Source organism: Thermococcus sp. GR6, assembly GCF_012027415.1.
Classification (GTDB): domain Archaea; phylum Methanobacteriota_B; class Thermococci; order Thermococcales; family Thermococcaceae; genus Thermococcus; species Thermococcus onnurineus.
The window spans coordinates 1032609-1050533 of the sequence record NZ_SNUM01000001.1 but is presented as its reverse complement, the minus strand read 5'-3'; the positions used below and the strand labels follow the sequence as shown (position 1 = coordinate 1050533).

Annotated in this window: 19 protein-coding genes; 9 read left to right on the top strand and 10 right to left on the bottom strand. The window is 52.3% G+C overall.

The genetic code is table 11. The features are described 5' to 3' along the window. Nucleotides 1–104 precede the first annotated feature (104 nt). Both E3E32_RS05920 and E3E32_RS05915 read left to right on the top strand, forming a co-directional pair. On the top strand, nucleotides 105–617 hold the full coding sequence (locus tag E3E32_RS05920; RefSeq protein ID WP_167730784.1) for a metallophosphoesterase: 513 nt from the start codon (nucleotides 105–107) through the stop codon (nucleotides 615–617). A gap of 78 nt (nucleotides 618–695) precedes the next feature. Further along, entirely contained in the window at nucleotides 696–1550 is an 855-nt protein-coding gene (locus E3E32_RS05915; RefSeq protein WP_167730783.1) for a hypothetical protein, read from the top strand. Here the strand turns inward: E3E32_RS05915 and E3E32_RS05910 are convergent. After that, nucleotides 1531–2121, bottom strand: coding sequence for a hypothetical protein (locus E3E32_RS05910; RefSeq protein WP_167730782.1), 591 nt, complete (start codon nucleotides 2119–2121; stop codon nucleotides 1531–1533). The genes E3E32_RS05915 and E3E32_RS05910 overlap by 20 nt on opposite strands. A gap of 93 nt (nucleotides 2122–2214) precedes the next feature. Between E3E32_RS05910 and rtcA the strand changes: the two genes are divergently transcribed. Then, nucleotides 2215–3249 carry an RNA 3'-terminal phosphate cyclase gene (gene rtcA, locus E3E32_RS05905; RefSeq protein WP_167730781.1) on the top strand — a complete coding sequence of 345 codons (1035 nt, stop codon included), beginning with the start codon at nucleotides 2215–2217 and terminating at the stop codon, nucleotides 3247–3249. Here the strand turns inward: rtcA and E3E32_RS05900 are convergent. Genes E3E32_RS05900 through shyB form a run of 6 tightly spaced genes read right to left on the bottom strand, consistent with a single transcriptional unit; the run spans nucleotide 3246 to nucleotide 8333 of the window. Then, nucleotides 3246–4094: a TatD family hydrolase gene (locus E3E32_RS05900; RefSeq protein WP_167730780.1), complete on the bottom strand. Its 849-nt coding sequence runs from the start codon at nucleotides 4092–4094 to the stop codon at nucleotides 3246–3248. The genes rtcA and E3E32_RS05900 overlap by 4 nt on opposite strands. Nucleotides 4095–4104: 10 nt before the next feature. After that, complete coding sequence (pbp11, locus tag E3E32_RS05895; protein ID WP_167730779.1) at nucleotides 4105–4428, bottom strand: tRNA-binding protein Pbp11; 324 nt, start codon at nucleotides 4426–4428, stop codon at nucleotides 4105–4107. Between the two features lie 47 nt (nucleotides 4429–4475). Continuing rightward, entirely contained in the window at nucleotides 4476–5723 is a 1248-nt protein-coding gene (shyA, locus tag E3E32_RS05890) for an NAD(P)-dependent hydrogenase/sulfhydrogenase 2 subunit alpha (RefSeq protein ID WP_167730778.1), read from the bottom strand. Next, nucleotides 5720–6460, bottom strand: a complete 741-nt coding sequence (shyD, locus tag E3E32_RS05885) for an NAD(P)-dependent hydrogenase/sulfhydrogenase 2 subunit delta (protein WP_167730777.1) — start codon at nucleotides 6458–6460, stop codon at nucleotides 5720–5722. Before shyD ends, shyA begins: the two co-directional genes overlap by 4 nt. Then, a complete protein-coding gene (gene shyC, locus E3E32_RS05880; RefSeq protein WP_167730776.1) occupies nucleotides 6457–7332 on the bottom strand; it encodes an NAD(P)-dependent hydrogenase/sulfhydrogenase 2 subunit gamma in 876 nt (291 codons plus the stop codon). Before shyC ends, shyD begins: the two co-directional genes overlap by 4 nt. After that, on the bottom strand, nucleotides 7329–8333 hold the full coding sequence (shyB, locus tag E3E32_RS05875; RefSeq protein ID WP_167730775.1) for an NAD(P)-dependent hydrogenase/sulfhydrogenase 2 subunit beta: 1005 nt from the start codon (nucleotides 8331–8333) through the stop codon (nucleotides 7329–7331). The genes shyC and shyB overlap by 4 nt, the downstream gene beginning before the upstream one ends. A gap of 150 nt (nucleotides 8334–8483) precedes the next feature. On the opposite strand from shyB, the gene E3E32_RS05870 reads away from it, so the two are divergent. Beyond that, on the top strand, nucleotides 8484–9320 hold the full coding sequence (locus E3E32_RS05870; RefSeq protein WP_167730774.1) for a sulfide/dihydroorotate dehydrogenase-like FAD/NAD-binding protein: 837 nt from the start codon (nucleotides 8484–8486) through the stop codon (nucleotides 9318–9320). After that, entirely contained in the window at nucleotides 9320–10744 is a 1425-nt protein-coding gene (gene gltA, locus E3E32_RS05865) for an NADPH-dependent glutamate synthase (RefSeq protein WP_167730773.1), read from the top strand. Before E3E32_RS05870 ends, gltA begins: the two co-directional genes overlap by 1 nt. A gap of 72 nt (nucleotides 10745–10816) precedes the next feature. Here the strand turns inward: gltA and E3E32_RS05860 are convergent, their stop codons facing one another. Next, on the bottom strand, nucleotides 10817–11725 hold the full coding sequence (locus E3E32_RS05860) for an asparagine synthetase A (RefSeq protein ID WP_167730772.1): 909 nt from the start codon (nucleotides 11723–11725) through the stop codon (nucleotides 10817–10819). 194 nt (nucleotides 11726–11919) lie between these two features. On the opposite strand from E3E32_RS05860, the gene E3E32_RS05855 reads away from it, so the two are divergent. Further along, on the top strand, nucleotides 11920–12513 hold the full coding sequence (locus E3E32_RS05855) for an ATPase, T2SS/T4P/T4SS family (RefSeq protein ID WP_167730771.1): 594 nt from the start codon (nucleotides 11920–11922) through the stop codon (nucleotides 12511–12513). A 1-nt stretch (nucleotide 12514) separates the two neighbouring features. Here the strand turns inward: E3E32_RS05855 and E3E32_RS05850 are convergent, their stop codons facing one another. Further along, the gene (locus E3E32_RS05850) at nucleotides 12515–13276 is read right to left on the bottom strand and encodes a hypothetical protein (protein ID WP_167730770.1); all 762 of its coding nucleotides are present in this window, start codon (nucleotides 13274–13276) and stop codon (nucleotides 12515–12517) included. A 30-nt stretch (nucleotides 13277–13306) separates the two neighbouring features. Continuing rightward, nucleotides 13307–14461, bottom strand: a complete 1155-nt coding sequence (locus tag E3E32_RS05845) for an alanine--glyoxylate aminotransferase family protein (RefSeq protein ID WP_167731016.1) — start codon at nucleotides 14459–14461, stop codon at nucleotides 13307–13309. Between the two features lie 165 nt (nucleotides 14462–14626). Between E3E32_RS05845 and E3E32_RS05840 the strand changes: the two genes are divergently transcribed. From E3E32_RS05840 to E3E32_RS05830, 3 genes are all read left to right on the top strand, one after another. Beyond that, a complete protein-coding gene (locus E3E32_RS05840) occupies nucleotides 14627–15793 on the top strand; it encodes an MFS transporter (RefSeq protein WP_167730769.1) in 1167 nt (388 codons plus the stop codon). An 88-nt stretch (nucleotides 15794–15881) separates the two neighbouring features. Next, nucleotides 15882–16430, top strand: a complete 549-nt coding sequence (locus E3E32_RS05835) for a 50S ribosomal protein L16 (protein WP_012571020.1) — start codon at nucleotides 15882–15884, stop codon at nucleotides 16428–16430. A 205-nt stretch (nucleotides 16431–16635) separates the two neighbouring features. Continuing rightward, nucleotides 16636–17778, top strand: a complete 1143-nt coding sequence (locus E3E32_RS05830; protein ID WP_167730768.1) for an RNA ligase — start codon at nucleotides 16636–16638, stop codon at nucleotides 17776–17778. Nucleotides 17779–17925 lie beyond the last annotated feature (147 nt).

The window sequence follows — 17925 nt, the reverse complement described above, 5'->3', positions numbered from 1 at the left end:
ATCACCCTCTCGAATGTATCCTACTCCCTTGGGTCTATTAACCTTATGGCTGTGGGTGGGTTAAGGCTATAAGCTCAGCCTCCCAAAATTAATCCGGTGGGAGCATGCTGATAGGGATAATGAGCGACACCCACGATAACCTTCCGGCGGTAAGGAAGGCTGTGGAGTTCTTCAACGAGCAGAACGTCGAGCTGGTGATTCACGCTGGCGACTACGTGGCGCCGTTCGTGGTGAGGGAGCTCAAGAAGCTCAAAGCCCCGCTTAAGGGAGTCTTCGGAAACAACGATGGCGAGAAAAAGGGCCTCCACGAAGTGCTGGGAATAGCCGACGAGATACTTGAAATCGAGGCTGATGGTATGAAAATAGCGGTCACACACGGTACGGACGAGAGGATAGTGAGGGCCCTGGCGAGGAGCAGGCTCTACGACGTTGTAGTCGTTGGCCACACGCACCGCTACGAGATCAGGGAGGATGGCAGGACGATACTGATAAATCCCGGTGAGGTCTGCGGTTACATTACCGGCATTAAGAGCGTTGCACTGCTGGACACGAGGAAGAGGGAAGTCAGAATAGTGAACATTGAAACGGGTGAACTGCTCGGGGTCATGAGTCTCTAGCGAGCGTCTCTAACGAATGTCTCTGACGAGTGCCTTTGAAGAACCTCTGGAGGATAGAATCAGGAGAAGGGCCTGGCGATGAGTATGGAAGATGTTTTAGTTCCCCGGGAAAGGCATGATGCGGTGGTCTTAATAGGCGTGGACAGATGGGAGAACGTCGAGTTCATCAAGGTCTACGCGGTCAGCGAGGAGATAGCGAAGAAAACCCTGGAAGAGTTCTTCAACGCTAGGGGGCTCTTTCCCGGGGACTACCGCCTCGTCAGCCGCGGCCACGAGGAAGTCGGGGAGAGAAAGGCCATAACGACAAAGACGGAAGGCTCGCTCAGCGCCGCCCTCGCGAGGCTCGGCCTTAAGCTACTCTCGAACGGCGTCCTCTACCTGGAGAACATTGAGAGGCTCTATCAGTTCACCCTCGTCAGCGAGACCCTCTACGAGAGGATAGCCTCTGAAACTGCCACCAAGGAATCCCGGAAGGTCAAAATAGAGGGACCTGTGGACGAGCTTGAGGCCCTTTCTCTTGGACTAGATGCCATCGTCGAGAACCTCCGTGGGGTTGAGCTGTCGGAGTTCCTCCCGGAAAATGCACTTCTCCTCAGGGAGCCGCCGGTTGAGAGAGTAGTCGAACTACTGAGCGGAGAGAGGGATTACCCCCTCATCGTCGAGACTAAAGATTTGAAAAAATACGCACCTCTCGACTTCCCGGTGGTTCTAAGACTTCCACCCTTGACCGTTGAGGAGTTCACGGCGGAGCTTTCCCAACGGCTTGGCTTCGATGTCGATTCTCGACACTTCCTCAGCTATCCTCCCGAGAGGCTCAACCTTAGGAACGTTGAAGCCCTCGCAAAGCTCGTTAGGGCTCTGATGGAAAAGAAGGGGCTGAGCGAAAAAGATGCTCTGGGACTCGCAGTGAGACTCAACCTCGGAGAGCTTTGAAGTAACGAACCACCATGGCCTTGAACTCTGGGTTGTGTTTGCCTAGGGCGGCGTTTATTAGCTCTTTGAACTTCTCATCCTCAGCGAGATATCTTAAGAGCAGACCCTCGTCAACGCCCAGCTCTTCTAAGAAGTCTGTCCTCTTGAGAAACTCTGAACGCTCTTTCACTTCATTTCTGAGCTCCTTCAGCCGCTCGAGGTATGGTCTAACCTTTTCCTCCCGCCTCTCAAACTCGAGCCAGTCTATCGCCAAGTGCTCGCTGATCAGGAGGTATCTCCCAGGGTCGGTGAGGTATTCGGCAACACCCTCCCCAAGCTTCGAGTGGAGTATCTTGAGCCTGAACTCCTCGATGGCCTTGTAGTCGTCGCTCAGGCGCTTCTTATCGACAATGTCGAGGCTCTCGAAGAGCGCTACGGCTGTTAAGTAGCACTTCACCACGAAGGGGATTTCCGGGAGAGCGAGTGTTTCCTTTGAGACAGTTACCACTTTGCCGTTTCTTCTTTCCAACCTCTCAAGGAGCATCCCAAGGGGATAACTCAGGCTCTTCAGGCAGAACTCCAGCTCGTCCATACTTCCACCGTTGTGAATTTGGTTTTCAATTGTAAAAGCCTTTTGGGTGAAGCTTTTTAGCCCAAGCCGGGAATTTAGTCATGGTGAGAAAGCATGAGCATGATAGTCATAGATGGTTCCTACGGCGAGGGTGGTGGTCAGATACTGAGGACGAGCGTGGCCTTATCTGTCCTCACTGGAAAGCCTGTCAAGATAATCAACATCAGGATAAACAGGCCGAACCCGGGTTTAAGGCCCCAGCACATGCACGGCATCTTGGCTCTGAAGGAGCTGAGCAGCGCTAAGGTTAAGGGGGCCCAGGTCGGCTCGACGGTTCTCGAGTTCTACCCCGGCAGGGCTAGGCCGAGGCACATCCGCGTACCGATAAAGACCGCTGGCAGTATAACCCTCGTTCTCCAGGCTTTACTTCCGGCGATGGCTTTCATCGGCGGGAGCTTCGAGATAACAGGCGGAACCGACGTCCCCTGGTCGCCGCCGGTGGACTACCTCAGGCACGTTACCCTTTTCGCCTTGGAAAAAATGGGACTAAGAGCCGAGATTGAAATCAAGCGCAGGGGACACTATCCCAAAGGCGGTGGACTGGTGGTCGGCAGGGTCGAGCCGTGGGAGGAGAGAAAGCCGCTGGTTGCTTTGGAGTGGAGGCATATAGAGCTATTTGATGGCATCAGCCACGCTACCAACCTCCCGGAGCACGTGGCGAGTAGGCAGGCGAAGGCCGCTAGGGAGAGGTTGAGTGAGTTTTACGATGTTCCTATTAATATATATGAAGAAGTCTCGCGTTCCCTCGGGCCGGGTAGTGGGATAGTGGTATGGGCCGAGACGGACGTTTTGAGACTCAGTGGAGACGCCCTCGGAAAGCGCGGAAAGCCTGCTGAAGCAGTGGGCAGGGAAGCGGCGGACGAGCTTCTGGAGCAGCTAACGAGCAGGGCCGCGGTTGATAGATTCCTTGGCGACCAGCTGGTACCATTCCTGGCCTTCGCAGGAGGCGAGATAAAAGTTGCCGAGATAACGAACCACCTCGTGACGAACGTCTGGGTCGTGGAGCAGTTTTTGGGCAAGATCTTCGAGGTGGAGGGAGAGGTTGGAGAGCCTGGAAGGGTGAGGGTTGTGAGAAAGGCCGAACTTTAAGGCCTCTCCATCTCTACCCCGTAAACTTTCTCCGGATTTTCCACGTGGATTTTGTAAACGTCCTCCTCCGTGAACAGGCCGTTCTGGAGGAAGGCCTTTGTCCTCTTCGGTACTGTCTTCGGCCCTAAAACGGCTCCGGGACGGCGTTTGTCGTCTATGTAGTCCGTCTCCATCATGAAGCGGTTGCCCTGCTTGATGGCCTCGGCAATGTTCTTCTTGCTCGCGATTATGCTCGGAAAGACACCGACTTCCTTGGCAACCTTCACCAGCGGCGGCGAGAAGTGCTTGACAACCCTGTACGGCTTTATTCCGACCTCCTTAACTATCTCGCCCAGCTCGCGGAACTTGGCCTCGTCGAAGCTCTCCGTGTGGAGCTGGACCGCGCAGTCGGCTTCCTTGGCCAAGCTCATCCCGTACTTCATCAGCTCGATGCTCGCATCCCAGATCTCGGGCGGAACCTCGTAGTGGGGTCTGCCTATCTCGCCTATCGCTACCGCTTTCCCCTCAAGGCAGAGCCTCTGGGCGTATTCTAAGGCCTTCATCACTTCGTTCTTGGCATATTCGAGGCCCTTTTTCTCTGCAAGGTAGACGAACTCTGCTGGATGGACTCCAACTACGGCGAAGGCCTTCACTGGGGTTTCCCTGTTTATTTTTTCAACCAGCTCAATGTGGAAGTCCATGGCTTTGATGAAATCCTCTGCGCTCATTCCAGGGAAGCCGTAGTCGTGGGCCGTCTTGTAGACCACCATCAGGTGAGTCCCGCCAGCTCTGTGGAACTGCTTGACGGCCTCGAGGAAAAGCCCCTTGAAAGGATCAACGTGGAAGTGGTCATCGAGGATTATCATTTCCCTCACCTCACGACTGATAGACTTCAAGGGTATCTCCCTCTTTCGCTTTAGTACTTCCCTCGAGAATAAGTGCAGCCTTGTCTCCGTCGACGACAAAGTCCACAGCCTTTCTACCTTTCTCTATCCTGTAAATCACTGCGGCTTTCTTTCCCTTCACCTTGTAGCCTGGGTAGATTACTCCTCTCTCCACGGTCCCCACGAGGGTTTCGCGCCCCATGATGTGGAAGACCTTCTCAACATGGAACTTTCCAACCGGCTTCCTTGAGACTATCTGAATTTCCTCAGCCTCGGTTTCCTTCTTCCCACCGAACAGTCTGCTTAGGAATCCCATGCTCTCCCCCGAAAGGGATTGAAGAGGAGAAATAAAAAGATTGCCGATTAAAGCTTCACGATGTGCACTGAACAGGAAATGCACGGATCGAAGGCTCTAACCGTTTCCTCCAGCCTCTGGACGAGTGCCGTCTCGTCCGCCTCTCCGTAGAGTTTTCTCGCTTCCTTGAACAGGCTTGCCTCCATCATAGCGTGGTTTAAAGCCGTGGGCGTTATGATGTTCGAGTAGGCGATTTTGCCCTCAGAGTCAATGCGGTAGTGGTGTATTAGAACACCTCTCGGCGCTTCCACGTACCCTATGCCCTCGCCTTCTTTGATTTCAACGGGAACGTTTTCCCCCTTTATGCCCTTGTCGAGGAGTTTCTTTGCTATCTCTCCCGCCCTTTCAAGCGCGTAGACTAGCTCTATGGCCTGAGCGAGGTTGTTGTAGCTGACGTAACCTGTGGCAAGTTTTTCTCTGTGCTCCTCAAAGAATCTCTTCGCTGTGGGCGTCAGCATCTCCGCCTTGAGCAGGAGCCTTGGCAGTGCGCCAACGAAGAAGGGCTCCCCCTTATAGCGGCTCTGCTTTGCGAAGCTGTAAACCAACGCGCGCTCCTCTATCCTCTCCGTATAGTGGAAAGGATCATCCTCATCGGAAATCAGTTTGTCGCCCAAGAGGTAGCCGTCCGTCGCAACAAAGTGTTCCGCCTTTTCGCCGTAAGGCTCGAACGAAGCGAATAACCTCACCGCTCTCCTCGCGAGTCTCAAAAGGGCTTCACTCTCCCTTTCGATGTTTTCAAGTTCCTCAACCGTCGGATACCTGCCAAATCCACCGGGTTTGACGTTTATGCCGTGGATCTCCCTTCCTCCGATGAGTTCCCTTATCTTGTTTCCAAATGCCTTTAGAGCTAATCCTTCCTTCACGAGCTCGCCGTGTTTGGTAGCCATTCTTATCGCGTCAGGATAGCCGAAAACGTCCGGAGCAACGAGCAGGTACAGGTGAAGTGCGTGGCTTTCCAGCAATTCACCGATGAGACCAAGCTCTCTTAGCAGCTGGATCTCCTCCGAAACTTCAACTCCGAAGGCCATCTCTATGCCCAGAACCGAGGCGACGCTGTGTGAGAGGTAGCATATGGCGCATATCCTCGCTTCCAAGTCTGGAACGTCATAATAATGCCTTCCCAAAGTCAGCAACTCGAAGAAGCGCGGCCCTTCAACGATTTTGAGCCTGACGTTCTTAACTTCACCGTTCTCGACAACTATCTCGGCTTTGCCGTTGCCTTCAACTCTCGTGAACTCCCTCAACTCGATTATCATGGCTCCCACCTCGCGAAGGTCTTGAACTTCTTGATGATGTAGTCGTCATCGTAGCCCAGATCCTTGAGTATCTCGTACTCGCTTGCAGGATTCACCTCGCCGGGCAACGGCCCGCGGCAGCCTATGCATCCCAGCCCGGAGCGTATACAAGCAGCGTTGCAGCCGCCGTAGGTTATCGGACCGAGGCACGGGAGGCCCTTCTTAATCAGAACGCACTCGTATTCGTTGAGCTTGCACTCAATGCAGACGGGATAATCCTTCTTTACCGGCTCAATGCCTTTGGCTATGTCTATCAGAACCTGATAGACCTCGTTTTTGTCGTAAGGGCAGCCTGGGAGGGCAAAATCGACGGCGACGTACTCAACGACGGGCTTTGAATCCAGCGCCCTCATCGGGTTACCATCGTCTCCATAGACTCTCTTCAGCTTCTCTCTTATGCTCCCTTCGACGCTCGCCTGAACTGAACCGTGCGTTGCGCAGGTTCCGAGGGCTATGAGGTAGTCGGAGTGGTTTCTCGCCTCCTTGAGGAGTGTTAGGTCGCGCTGGTTTGAGACCGTTCCAGTTACGAGAGCCACATCGTAGTGGCCCCCCTCGCTTAAGCTGGTCGCCATGTGAAACTCCGTTATCTCGTAGAACTCGAGCAGGTCAAACAGCTTTTCGTAGAGGAAGAGAATATTCAGCGCACAGCCGCCGCAGTCGGTAAGCTCGAAGACGGCCAACTTGAGCTTGTCCATCATATCAACCCCCTTGTGGAGAGAGCATCCCAGTATGTGAAGATGGGGCCGTCCTTGCAGACGTACTTTATGGAGGTGCTCGTCCCCACTATACAGTGGCCGCACTTGCCTATTCCGCAGCGCATGCGCCTCTCGAGGGTCATGTATATCCTGCCTGGCGAGAGCTTCCTGTCTAGGAGCTCCTTGATGACGAAGCGGTACATAACCGGCGGTCCGCAGATGAGGGCATAGGTGTTGTCGACGTCAAACTCCTCCCCGCGGAAGAGGTCGGTAACGACACCCTTGCACACCCTGTCAGAGAAGCCCCGCTCGAGGTAGATGCACGAGGGACTTTCGACCTCATAGGCGAGCTTTACGCTGCAGCCAATCGCGTCGCCGTGCTTCAGCAGGTGGATTATTTCGTCGCGGAAGAGTATGTCCTCGTAGGCTTTGGTGCCGTAGAGGAGCCAGACGTGCTCGTACTTTCCGGTGTCTATCGCGTACCAGAGGACCGAGCGGAGGGGTGCCATACCGAGTCCACCGGCGACCAGGATCAGGTTTGAGCCCTCCATTTTCTCCATCGGGAAGCCGTTGCCGTAGGGCCCACGGATGCCCACCACTTCTCCCTCTTTCATTTGGTGGATGAACTTGGTCATCCTTCCGGCTTTTCTGATGCAGAGCTGAATGTATCCTTTTCTCGTTGGTGAGGAGCAGAGGCTTATGGGGAACTCACCGAAGCCCCGTATATCGACGATGACGAACTGGCCGGGCTTGAATGTGAAGTGTTCGCCAATTTCTGGGTCTAAGAAGCGGAGCGTGAAGAGCTTCTCTCGGGATGTTAGGTCCTTCACTTCTAGAATGCGCGCATCGTAAGTTTGATATGGATTCTCGCTCATCTCAATGACCTCCTAATCTCCTCAAGAACCTTGACGTGCTCTATCTTCGCCGGACAGAACTCGTCGCACCTCCCACAACCGACGCAGTTGTAACCTGAAGAGGGATCGAAGTAACTCTTGCAGTAGTACCTGTGCCTGAACCTGTCGAGTCTAGTTGGCCTGAAGTTGTGGCCTCCGGCAACCAGTCCGTGGTTCTCCATAAAGCAAGAGTCGTAGCGTCTCTCTCTGACGGCGTCGTAGGCGCTGATCCATTTATCGCAGACCTCGTAGCAGCGACAGGTAGGACAGACCATGTTGCAGTTGCCGCAGGCTAGGCATATCTCGGCGTACTTCTTCCATACCGGGCTGTTGTAGGCTAAATCGAGCATGTCTGCGAGTCCTTCTTGCGGGATCTCCTTCTGGAACGCATTTGCGCGCCTCTCCTCGAACTCCTTAAAGTGCCCCAGATCTTCGTCCGTGACTTCCTCAAAGAGCTCTTCGTTCTCCCAGACTATCTCGTGGCCCCTCACGCTTCCTATCCTGACGAGCCATCCGTCGGGAAGCTCGTGTAGGAAGAGGTCAAAGCCGTCTATGGCGAAGTGAGTGCCTAAGCTCTTGCAGAAGCAGTACTCGTCGGGCATGCAGCTTATTCCAACTATGAATGTCTTCTCGCGCCTTGCCTTGTAGTATGGGTCGGCGGGCTCGTCGAGATAGACCTTATCGAGAATCTTGAGCCCGTGTATATCGCAGGAGTGGAGGCCGAAGAGAACTATCGGCTCTGCATCGGTTCCGTTTTCCCAGCGACCGTTCTTCAGGCGAAGAATTTCGTCCCTTGGCCTCACGAAGAACTTTTTTGGAGGTAGCATTGTCCTTGTATAGTTGAGTTCTATCTCTCCTAGCTCGTGAACCTCTTGGAATGTGTAAATGCTTCCTCTTTTGATGGGAGCGTAGACTTTGCCCCAATTCCTTAGAGATTCAAAAAATGAGCTAAAGTTCTCAGATGATAGTTTTACATATCTCAAACACACCGCCTCCGTTATGTGGCATTCTATAATATATAGTTTGTAGAAGGATGATTTAAGGGTTCTCCAAACCAACAGTTACCAACGGATGGTTGGGTATTAGAAAAGGGTTTTATAGGAGCTTGCCCCAAAATACCCAGGTGGGGAACTGTGTTTAGGATAGTTCACAAGGAGAAGCTTTCTCCTGGCATAAACCTATTCGAAATCGAGGCGCCAAGGATAGCGAGACACGCTAAGCCCGGCCAGTTTGTCGTTCTTAGGCTTCATGAGAAGGGCGAGAGGATACCGCTCACCATAGCCGACAGCGATGCAGGTAGGGGCACTATAACGATAGTTGTCCAAGAAGTTGGAAAGACCACTTACGAACTCGGTACCTATGAAAATGGCGATAACATACTTGATCTCTTGGGGCCACTTGGAAGGCCAAGTCACATAGATAACTTCGGTACGGTCGTTATGGTAGGTGGTGGCGTTGGAGTTGCTGAAATTTATCCCGTTGCAAAAGCGATGAAGGAAGCTGGCAACCATGTGATTTCTATACTAGGTTTTAGGACGAAGAAGCTCGTCTTCTGGGGGGATAAACTCGCGGAGGTAAGCGACGAGGTAATCGTTACCACCAACGACGGGAGCTACGGTATGGAGGGCTTCACCACGCACGCTCTAGCGAAGCTGTTCGATGAAGGTAGAAAAATTGACCTCGTGCATGCTGTTGGGCCCGTTATCATGATGAAGGCCGTTGCAGAACTCACTAGGCCCCATGGCATAAGAACCGTCGCGAGCCTGAATCCAATTATGGTCGATGGAACTGGCATGTGTGGCGCTTGTAGGGTAACTGTCGGCGGTGAGATAAAGTTCGCTTGCGTTGATGGACCCGAATTCGACGCCCATCTTGTTGACTGGGACGAGCTGGTGAAGAGGCTTAACTATTACAGAGATTTGGAGCTCATAAGCCTTGAGAAGTGGAAGCGGGAGAGGGGGATGGTCTGATGCCGAGAAAAATTATTAAGAGGCGTATTTTGACTCCTGAAAGACCGCCTGAGGAGAGAGTTAAGGATTTCGAGGAGGTAAACCTTGGATATACTTTCGAATTGGCTGTGAAGGAGGCCGAACGCTGCCTTAACTGTCCAATTGACTATGCTCCCTGTGTTAAGGGCTGTCCAGTCGGAATAAGGATTCCCGAGTTCATATCTAAGCTTGTCCAGTACCGTGATGATCCTGATAGGGCCGTTAGAGAGGCTTTAAGTGTCATCTGGGCTTGCAACTCACTTCCAGCTATAACAGGCCGGGTTTGTCCTCAGGAGGATCAGTGTGAGATGAACTGTGTCATGGGTAGGGTTGGTGACAAAATCAATATCGGCAAGCTCGAAAGGTTTGTGGCAGATTACTCCCGCGAGAATGGCATAGACATCCAGCTCTTAGAGGAAGGGACGAGGGAAATACGGAGGAACGGCAAGAAGGTTGCGGTCATAGGTGCTGGTCCAGCGGGTCTGACATGCGCAGCAGAGCTGGCTAAGCTTGGCTATGAGGTTACGATTTTCGAAGCCCTCCATAAACCTGGAGGAGTCCTGATCTACGGCATCCCAGAGTTCAGGCTACCAAAGGTGATTGTTGAGAGGGAACTTGAGAACCTGGGGAGGCTCGGCGTTAAGATAGAAACCAACGTGCTCGTCGGCAAGACCGTGACCTTTCAGGAGCTGAGGGAGGAGTACGACGCGATATTCATAGGCACGGGTGCTGGAACGCCCCGCATATACCCGTGGCCAGGGGTGAACCTCAATGGGGTCTATTCTGCGAACGAGTTTCTCACTAGGGTGAACCTCATGAAAGCCTATGCGTTCCCAGAGTACGACACTCCCATAAAGATAGGAAAGAATGTGGCGGTGATCGGTGGTGGGAACACTGCCATGGATGCCGCCCGTTCAGCCTTGAGACTCGGCGCAAAGGTGTGGATATTATACCGCAGGACAAAGGCAGAGATGACTGCCCGTGAGGAGGAAATCCACCACGCCGAGGAAGAGGGTGTGAACTTCATGTTTCTCGTTTCGCCCAAGCGTTTCATCGGCGACGAAAATGGGAACCTTAAAGCCATAGAGCTTGAGAAAATGGAGCTCGGTGAGCCCGATGAGAGCGGCAGGAGGAGACCCGTACCAACGGGTGAGACGATAACGATGGAGTTCGATACTGCTATTATAGCCATCGGTCAGACCCCGAACAGAACGTTTCTCGAAACTGTCCCCGGACTCGAGGTTGATGGGAAGGGCAGGATAAAGGTCGATGAGAACCTGATGTCGAGCATCCCAGGGGTCTTCGCTGGGGGAGACGCAATAAGGGGAGAGGCAACGGTTATTTTGGCTATGGGGGATGGAAAAAAGGCGGCAAGGGCAATCCACAGGTACCTAAGTGGTTCGTGAATTCTCTTACTTTTATTCTACTTGTCACGGTGCAGTTAATTTTGACTGGTTAGAAGAAAGAAAAGCATGTCATTATATGATTGCTGGAATCCCCGGAATTCTCGGGAAGGGCTGAACCTCCGCTATGTGCTCAGCCCCGACCATGTACCTGATGAGCCTCTCGATGCCTATGCCCGCTCCAGCGCTCGGCCTCAGGAGGCCCGCTTTGGCGACCTCGAGGTAGGGTTTGAAGGCGTCGAGGCTTATGCCTGCCTTCTTAATTTTCCTGACTATTACTTCGTATTCCCACTCCCTCTCGCCGCCGCTCGAAACCTCGCCGTATCCCTCTGGCAGATAGAGGTCGTAGTTCCTGAAGTGGCCCGGCCTCTCTGGGTCTTCCCTGTCGTAGAACTCCCTCTCAATGTCTATCACCCAGAAGGGCTCGTCCATGGCTTTACTTGCCTCATCCTCGCTTCCAAACTCGGCCTTAATCTCCTCAAGAGTGAAGCGCTTGAAGGGTGGCCTTACCTTGGGCACTTCCCTCTCCAGTCCCCAGTTCCTAGCTTCCTTAAACAATCCGCTTATCAGCTCCTCTATGAGGCTCATGACGTCGTCCATGCTCGCATAGGCTATCTCGAAGTCAAGCTGCGTAAACTCGTAGGCGTGTCTGCCATCGTCGGCGCTTCTCCCTTCGAGCCTTATGTTCGGCGAGAGTATAAAGAGCCTGTCAATTCCCATAGCTACCGCCATCTGCTTGTGGAGTATCATGCTGTGAGTTAGCCTTAGCCTCTCGCCGTAGACCTCGACTTCTGGCGGCTTTAGGGCCTCACTGGCGGCCGGGTCTGGCCAGAGGGGGTCAGTTATGGAGCTGAGCATCACCGGGAGCATCCACCTGAAACCCTTGCTCACCATGTATCTTGTCATATAGTCAATCACTCTCGTTTGAACTTCTATAACTGGTTCAATTTTCCGGGTTACAATTTGGAGAGCGTTCATCTTCATCACCTGTTCTTTGTCAGTGTTTTCCACCTTTATGTCCTTTGTGCAAGAAAAGTTGAATTTTGGGCAAAATTCGACATAAAATAAAGGTTAATTTTGAATAAACGTCAGAAAATCACAATCTAATTGGCGAAGATGGCGGCGGGTAAACGATAGCGTTATAATGCCCCAAGGAGAACCCTATACGGTGGTAAAGCATGGGCGTCTACATATTCACCCCCGAAGACCTCCTTAGATACGGAACGATAACCGAGGAACAGCTTGAGATCTTAAAGGATGCCCTCCTTGAGAGGAAGGACATCTTAATTGTTGGCTCAAGCAGGTCTGGAAAGACCAAACTCGTCGAGGCCCTGATCCACCTGATACCTGATGACAGGAAGGTTGCTGTAATAACCGCCTACAGCGAATTCAAGCCATTCAAACCGAATATCGTTGTTATAGACACCCAATTTAACCCCGAGAGCCTTGAGAAGCGCACCGAGGATGTTATCGAAAAGATAAAGCGCATAAACCCGGACTACATTGTCATAGACACCATCCACACCGTCCACGTGCCCACGATTCTGAGCGAGCTCCTTGATGACTACACCTTCATAGCGACCTCGCTGGCCATCTCTGGCGATATAATCGAGGAAGTCAAGCACTGGCTAAGGGCAAACAATGACGTCATGAGCAAATTTGATATTGTGGTCGAACTCAAGAGGGACTTCAGAACTGGAACCAGGAAGATCAACAGGATATACGCTGTCAAAAAGTCGGGAGAAAAAGTGGAGCTCGAGCCGCTTCTTTAGGTTATTTCCTTATCCTTTTAAGGTCCTTGTGTATCTCTTCCTTCAGTTTGCGGTAGTATTCCATGGATAGATAGCCCCTTTTCCAGCCGGCGTAGAGAGTCACGTTGAACAGAACGGTTATCAGAACTGCTATCAGGAGGGAGTTTACAGTAACACCACCGATGGTCTTCTGGGTTCTCCGGAACATGCCGAGGGAAACATAGTCGTCCACCGTCATGTGTCTCATAGGGAGGTTCTCAACCCTGATGGTGCCGTTCTCCGGAGTCAGCGAGAGCATGTGGTTCCAAGTCACGACGTAGACCTTCACGTGGGTTCCCTTCTCGGTGCAGTCGGGGATGGTCTGCCCGTTCCAGAGGCAGCTCCCGTCGGGCTGCATCGTTGCCCATACATCGGTGTGCTCGTAGGTTTGGAGGTATATACTGTTGTTGTCTGGATAGACCTTCACGACCTCTATATCGTAAGTGTTCCCGCTGTAGACCAAGGAACGGAAGAAGTGGTAAAGCCTGTCGATTATCGTGTTGTGAAAATACTCGTCCTCCCATACGATGTAGTAGTAGATGTTGCCCTTTATGTCCACCATGTATAGAATTCCGTAAGGTTCATCTCCGGGGAAGGTGTGGATGATAGGGGTATACTCTTGAATCTTGGCGCTTTCCCATGGGAGGTAGCCCTCGAGGGAATATCCGCTCGTGTAGAGTCCAACACTCCAAAATATCAGAAGATTAATGAAAAGCCACAGTGCAATCCATCTTTTCTTTGCCATTACCTTCACTGGAGAAATATAAAGGGAGCATCAGGCCTTAAGCTTTTCTATGACCACCCTCAGGTTGTCGAGCATCTCCCTTATGTCGTCGAATGTCATGTAGCCCATGTTTCCAATCCTGAAGGTCTTTTCAGCGACGCTTCCATAGCCCTTGGCGAGCTCAAAGCCCCTCTCGCGCATGGCGTTGTAGACGTCAACGCCCTTCATTCCCTCAGGAACGACTACGGCAGTGATGGTTGGGCTCTCGTAGCCTGGTTCGGCGAGGATTCCGAGGCCCATCTCCTTGACGCCCTCGCGTATCATCTCACTCCTCTTCCTGTACATATCGAGCCAGGCACCTTTGCCGCCCATCTTCTCGATTATCCTGAGGACGACGTTGAGGCCAAATATCTGTGGGAGTGGTGGGGTTGAGGGCGTTCCCTTCTTCTTCTCGTTGAACTTCTTGTAGAGCGGCAGGTCGAAGTACCAGCCGCGCTCGGGCATCCTCTCGGCGATCTCAAAGACTCTCTCACTAACGGCGGCAACCGCTAATCCCGGTGGAACACCGAAGGCTTTTTGGCTACTCGCGAAGATAAGATCGATGTCCCACTTGTCAAACTTTATGTCGGCACCGCCCATCGCCGAAACGGCATCGACGAAGAGGAGCTTGTCGTGCTCCTTGACGACCTTAGCAAGCTCCGGAAGCGGATTAAGAACACCAGTGCTTGTCTCATTGTAGGTTATGGTGACCGCGTGAACGTCAGGGTTCTTCTTGAGAACTTCATCAAGCTCCTCTGGCTTGATGGCCTTTCCAGGCTCCTTTTCAAATACAACGGCGTTCCTTCCGTTGGTGTTGACGACGTCAGCAAAGCGCTTTCCGAACGCACCAATGATCGTGACGAGAACTTTTCCACCGCGCGGAATGGTGTTTCTCACAGCGGCCTCCATGAAGCCCGTTCCAGAGCTCGGGAAGAGGATTATCTCGCCTTTATCGGCCTCGAGGAAGGCCTTGAGCCTGTTGAGGGTATCAACGTGAACCTCCTTTGCCTCAGCCGAGCGGTGGCTGAACATCTGGACACTCATTATCGCGAGAACCTCCGGGAAACAAGCAACAGGACCTGCTGTGAAGAGCTTGTACTTCGGCCTGACTATTTCATAAAGCTCCCTGTAAGCTTCCTCATACTCCATGTCGAACCTGAGCTCCATCAGCATCACCTCGGCGGGGGGTTGGAAGGGAAATATAAAAAGGGTTCGTTAGTCCCTTCACGTGGCTTATCGAAGCTATGTTCGTTTCGCCGGCAATAAAATGAAGAATTTTCGACCTAGCCAAGACTTTTAAAAGTTCCACCCTAACGTTTAGAAGGGGGTTTGATGGAACGCAAACGCCTGGCTGGAATAATCCTGCTCATCATCTCCGCCTTCACAGGAACGATAGCTTTCCGCCTCGCGACTCCGGCGATAGCCTTCTACACAAGGAACATTCTCCAGGCCTCAATGCTCTCGGTCTCCATTGTTTCCATGTCATTTGTCCTGGCAAGGGCATTTTCGTCTGTTCTTGGTGGTCTCGCCCTTGAGAGAGGCAGGAAGCTCGTTTACATAGGAGCACTGGCTATGATGGGTAACGCTCTGGCGGTCCATCTCTACCCCATCACAAGCACCTGGGTTCAGGTGGCCGGAATAAAGCTTCTCAACGGCTTCCTCAATGGATTGAGCTGGCCAATGGCTCAATTCGTCATAGCAGTAACTACACCAAACGAGATAAGGGCAAGGGTCACATCAATTTACTTCCTCTTTGGCAGTATAGCTTCACTCCTCGGCAACTATGTTTACGCCTACACCATTAACCTTGGCTTGTCTGGTCAGATGTGGATTGCCTCTGCATTCTTTGTATTCACCGGCGTGATAATGGTCCTTGCCTACTTCCTACTCTACGGCTGGATAGTGCCCAAGAGAAAGAAAACGCCCGATGGGGAGAAGCCGAGCCTCAACCCAAAAAGGATTCTCATAATCGCGTCGCTGATGGCGATCATAGTTGCCTTTACATCTGGCGAGATAACCTACATCTATGTTTCCGAAGCTTTGGGCATGGACAAAGCTAGGACAGCGATGCTTATCGGATGGGCAGGCTTTTTATCGGCACTCCTCAGCTACGTCATTTCCTGGCTCGCCGACGTCAGGAGCGAGAGAAGGATGGTTGTTCTGACGTCAGTTATGGCAGCGATCTCCCCAATCCTCGCTGCCGTAAAGACTGCTCCGACAGTTTTTCTCGGAATATTTATGGCTCTCTTAGCCTTCCAGAGCTTCAGACCGATTTCGAGGAAAGTCTTGGCTTCATACTACCGCTCTTCATTGGCTATAGGGGGTGTGAACGGAATTCAGAACCTCTCGACCTTCGCTGGGGGAATGCTCTTCGGCCTGGCCTACTCGCTCGGAGAGATAAGTGTTGGCGTAACGTTGAACCTCGCCCTGCTTTCCTTCCTGCCGTTTTCACTGGCACTCCTTCGGGAGTCCGTTAAGCTTAAAGGGACTGGAGAGTAAGATGGGGTGACGGGCTTTCCAAAACTTTTATAAGCCACTCCACTCGCCTAAGTTTAGGCTTAGCTTACGCTCATTTGGAGGTGAGAGTATGGGACTGAGACCAGCCAAGATTGATAGGGACGTTGACAAGCCCGCTTACACAAGGAGGGAATACATACGCGGTGCCCCTGGACCGAAGATAACCATCTTCGACATGGGCAACCTTTCCGCTGAGTTCCAGTATGAGGTGAGCCTTCACGCTGAGCAGGCCATGCAGATAAGGCAGAACGCCCTTGAGGCCATCCGTATACAAGTCAACAGGTACCTCCAGAAGAACGTCGGTAGGAGCAACTACCACTTCAAGATAAGGGTCTACCCGTTCCAGGTTCTCCGTGAGAACCCGATGGCTACCGGAAGGAAGGCAGATCGTTACGGTAACGGTATGCGCAGGCCCTTCGGAAAGCCAATCGGCCTTGCCGCTCGCGTTAAGAAGGATCAGAAGATACTCACCGTCTGGGTCAACGAGGGCCACCTCAAGTTCGCTCTCGAGGCCATGCGCAGGGCTGCCATGAAGCTCCCCTACAGCGCCTACTACAGGATCTACGACAAGGAAGGCAACGACATTACCAGCAAGGTTCTCTCGACCATGAAACGCTAAAGCGCAGCGCTGAAGCGCTTCTTTCTTGCTCCTTTTTCTGTTCAAGTTTTGCCGTATATTCATAAGATGATTATTAACGATGTCGCTCTAATTTTGTGCATAGTGATGATTCCTCACGTGCAAGGGGTGTTGATTTCCTTTAACTTTAAGTTCGATAAGTCCAAATAATTATTAATGCCAACGTCTAAACTTCTTTGGTGAGATGATGGTAAGCTCTCACTTCAGGAACATTCTGCTCAAGCTTGGCATCCCTGAGGAGCGATTATCAGTCCTCGAGGGTAAGGGGGGCGTCGTCGAAGACGAGTTCGAGGGCATCAGATACGTCCGCTTCCGCGATTCTGCCAAAGGCTTCAGGCGTGGAACTGTCGTCTTCGAGAACGGTGATGTTGTTCTTGGCTTCCCCCACATAAAGCGCATCGTCCAGCTTGAGAACGGGATAAGACGTGTCTTCAGGAACAAGCTCTTCTATGTAGAGGAGAAGGTCGATGGATACAACGTTAGGGTCGTTAAAGTGAGAGATAAGATTCTCGCCCTCACAAGAGGAGGTTTCGTCTGTCCCTTCACGACGGGGAGGGTTGAGGACTTCATAAATTTCGACTTCTTCAGGGACTACCCGAACCTCGTTCTGGCTGGGGAGATGGCTGGACCTGAAAGTCCTTACCTTGTTGAAGGTCCGCCCTACGTGAAGGAGGATATTCAGTTCTTCCTCTTTGACATCCAGGAGAAGGGGAGTGGGAAGAGCCTTTCCGTAGAGGAAAGGCTGAAGCTCGCTGAAGAATACGGAATTCCCCACGTTGAAGTGTTCGGAGTTTATGATCGACGCCGCATCGACGACCTCTACGACCTCATTGAGAGGCTCTACCGCGAGAGAAGGGAAGGAATCGTCATGAAGAGCCCCGACATGAAGAGAATCGCGAAGTACGTAACGCCCTACGCCAACATCAACGACGTCAGGATAGGCTCGCACATCTTCTTCGACCTGCCGCATGGCTACTTCATGCAGAGGATTAAACGTCTCGCATTCTACCTCGCGGAGAAGCACGTAAAGGGCGAGGGGTTCGACGAGTACGCCAAGGCCCTTGGAAAAGCTCTCCTGAGGCCTTTTGTGGAGAGCATCCATGAGGTTGCCAACGGCGGCGAGGTCGAGGAGGTCTTCACGGTGAGGGTCAAGAACATAACGACCGCCCATAAAATGGTGACCCACTTTGAGAGGCTAGGGGTCAAGATCCACATCGAGGACATCGAGGACTTGAAGAACGGCTACTGGAGGATAACCTTCAAGCGAGTCTACCCAGATGCCACGCGCGAGATTAGAGAACTGTGGAACGGGTTGGCTTTTGTGGATTAATTACTCCTTCTTTTTTGCCAGCGCTGAAGCTTTTGGAAAAAGCTTCACCAAAAGTTGGTAGCTCTCCGACCTTATAATGCTTAAGAGGGGTTTCTCTTTTGTGTTTTCGTTGGATTGAAGAGAACAACGATTAAGTACCAGCTTATC

Coding starts and splice junctions, on each gene's coding strand:
- E3E32_RS05860 (WP_167730772.1), bottom strand. CDS start 11,725: ATGAAGATGAACGCTCTCCAAATTGTAACCCGGAAAATTGAACCAGTT.
- E3E32_RS05845 (WP_167731016.1), bottom strand. CDS start 14,461: ATGGAGCTCAGGTTCGACATGGAGTATGAGGAAGCTTACAGGGAGCTT.
- E3E32_RS05835 (WP_012571020.1), top strand. CDS start 15,882: ATGGGACTGAGACCAGCCAAGATTGATAGGGACGTTGACAAGCCCGCT.
- gltA (WP_167730773.1), top strand. CDS start 9,320: ATGCCGAGAAAAATTATTAAGAGGCGTATTTTGACTCCTGAAAGACCG.
- E3E32_RS05900 (WP_167730780.1), bottom strand. CDS start 4,094: ATGATAATCCTCGATGACCACTTCCACGTTGATCCTTTCAAGGGGCTT.
- shyC (WP_167730776.1), bottom strand. CDS start 7,332: ATGAGCGAGAATCCATATCAAACTTACGATGCGCGCATTCTAGAAGTG.
- E3E32_RS05850 (WP_167730770.1), bottom strand. CDS start 13,276: ATGGCAAAGAAAAGATGGATTGCACTGTGGCTTTTCATTAATCTTCTG.
- E3E32_RS05830 (WP_167730768.1), top strand. CDS start 16,636: ATGGTAAGCTCTCACTTCAGGAACATTCTGCTCAAGCTTGGCATCCCT.
- shyD (WP_167730777.1), bottom strand. CDS start 6,460: ATGATGGACAAGCTCAAGTTGGCCGTCTTCGAGCTTACCGACTGCGGC.
- E3E32_RS05855 (WP_167730771.1), top strand. CDS start 11,920: ATGGGCGTCTACATATTCACCCCCGAAGACCTCCTTAGATACGGAACG.
- E3E32_RS05840 (WP_167730769.1), top strand. CDS start 14,627: ATGGAACGCAAACGCCTGGCTGGAATAATCCTGCTCATCATCTCCGCC.
- E3E32_RS05915 (WP_167730783.1), top strand. CDS start 696: ATGAGTATGGAAGATGTTTTAGTTCCCCGGGAAAGGCATGATGCGGTG.
- rtcA (WP_167730781.1), top strand. CDS start 2,215: ATGAGCATGATAGTCATAGATGGTTCCTACGGCGAGGGTGGTGGTCAG.
- pbp11 (WP_167730779.1), bottom strand. CDS start 4,428: ATGGGATTCCTAAGCAGACTGTTCGGTGGGAAGAAGGAAACCGAGGCT.
- E3E32_RS05920 (WP_167730784.1), top strand. CDS start 105: ATGCTGATAGGGATAATGAGCGACACCCACGATAACCTTCCGGCGGTA.
- E3E32_RS05910 (WP_167730782.1), bottom strand. CDS start 2,121: ATGGACGAGCTGGAGTTCTGCCTGAAGAGCCTGAGTTATCCCCTTGGG.
- shyA (WP_167730778.1), bottom strand. CDS start 5,723: ATGATAATCGAGTTGAGGGAGTTCACGAGAGTTGAAGGCAACGGCAAA.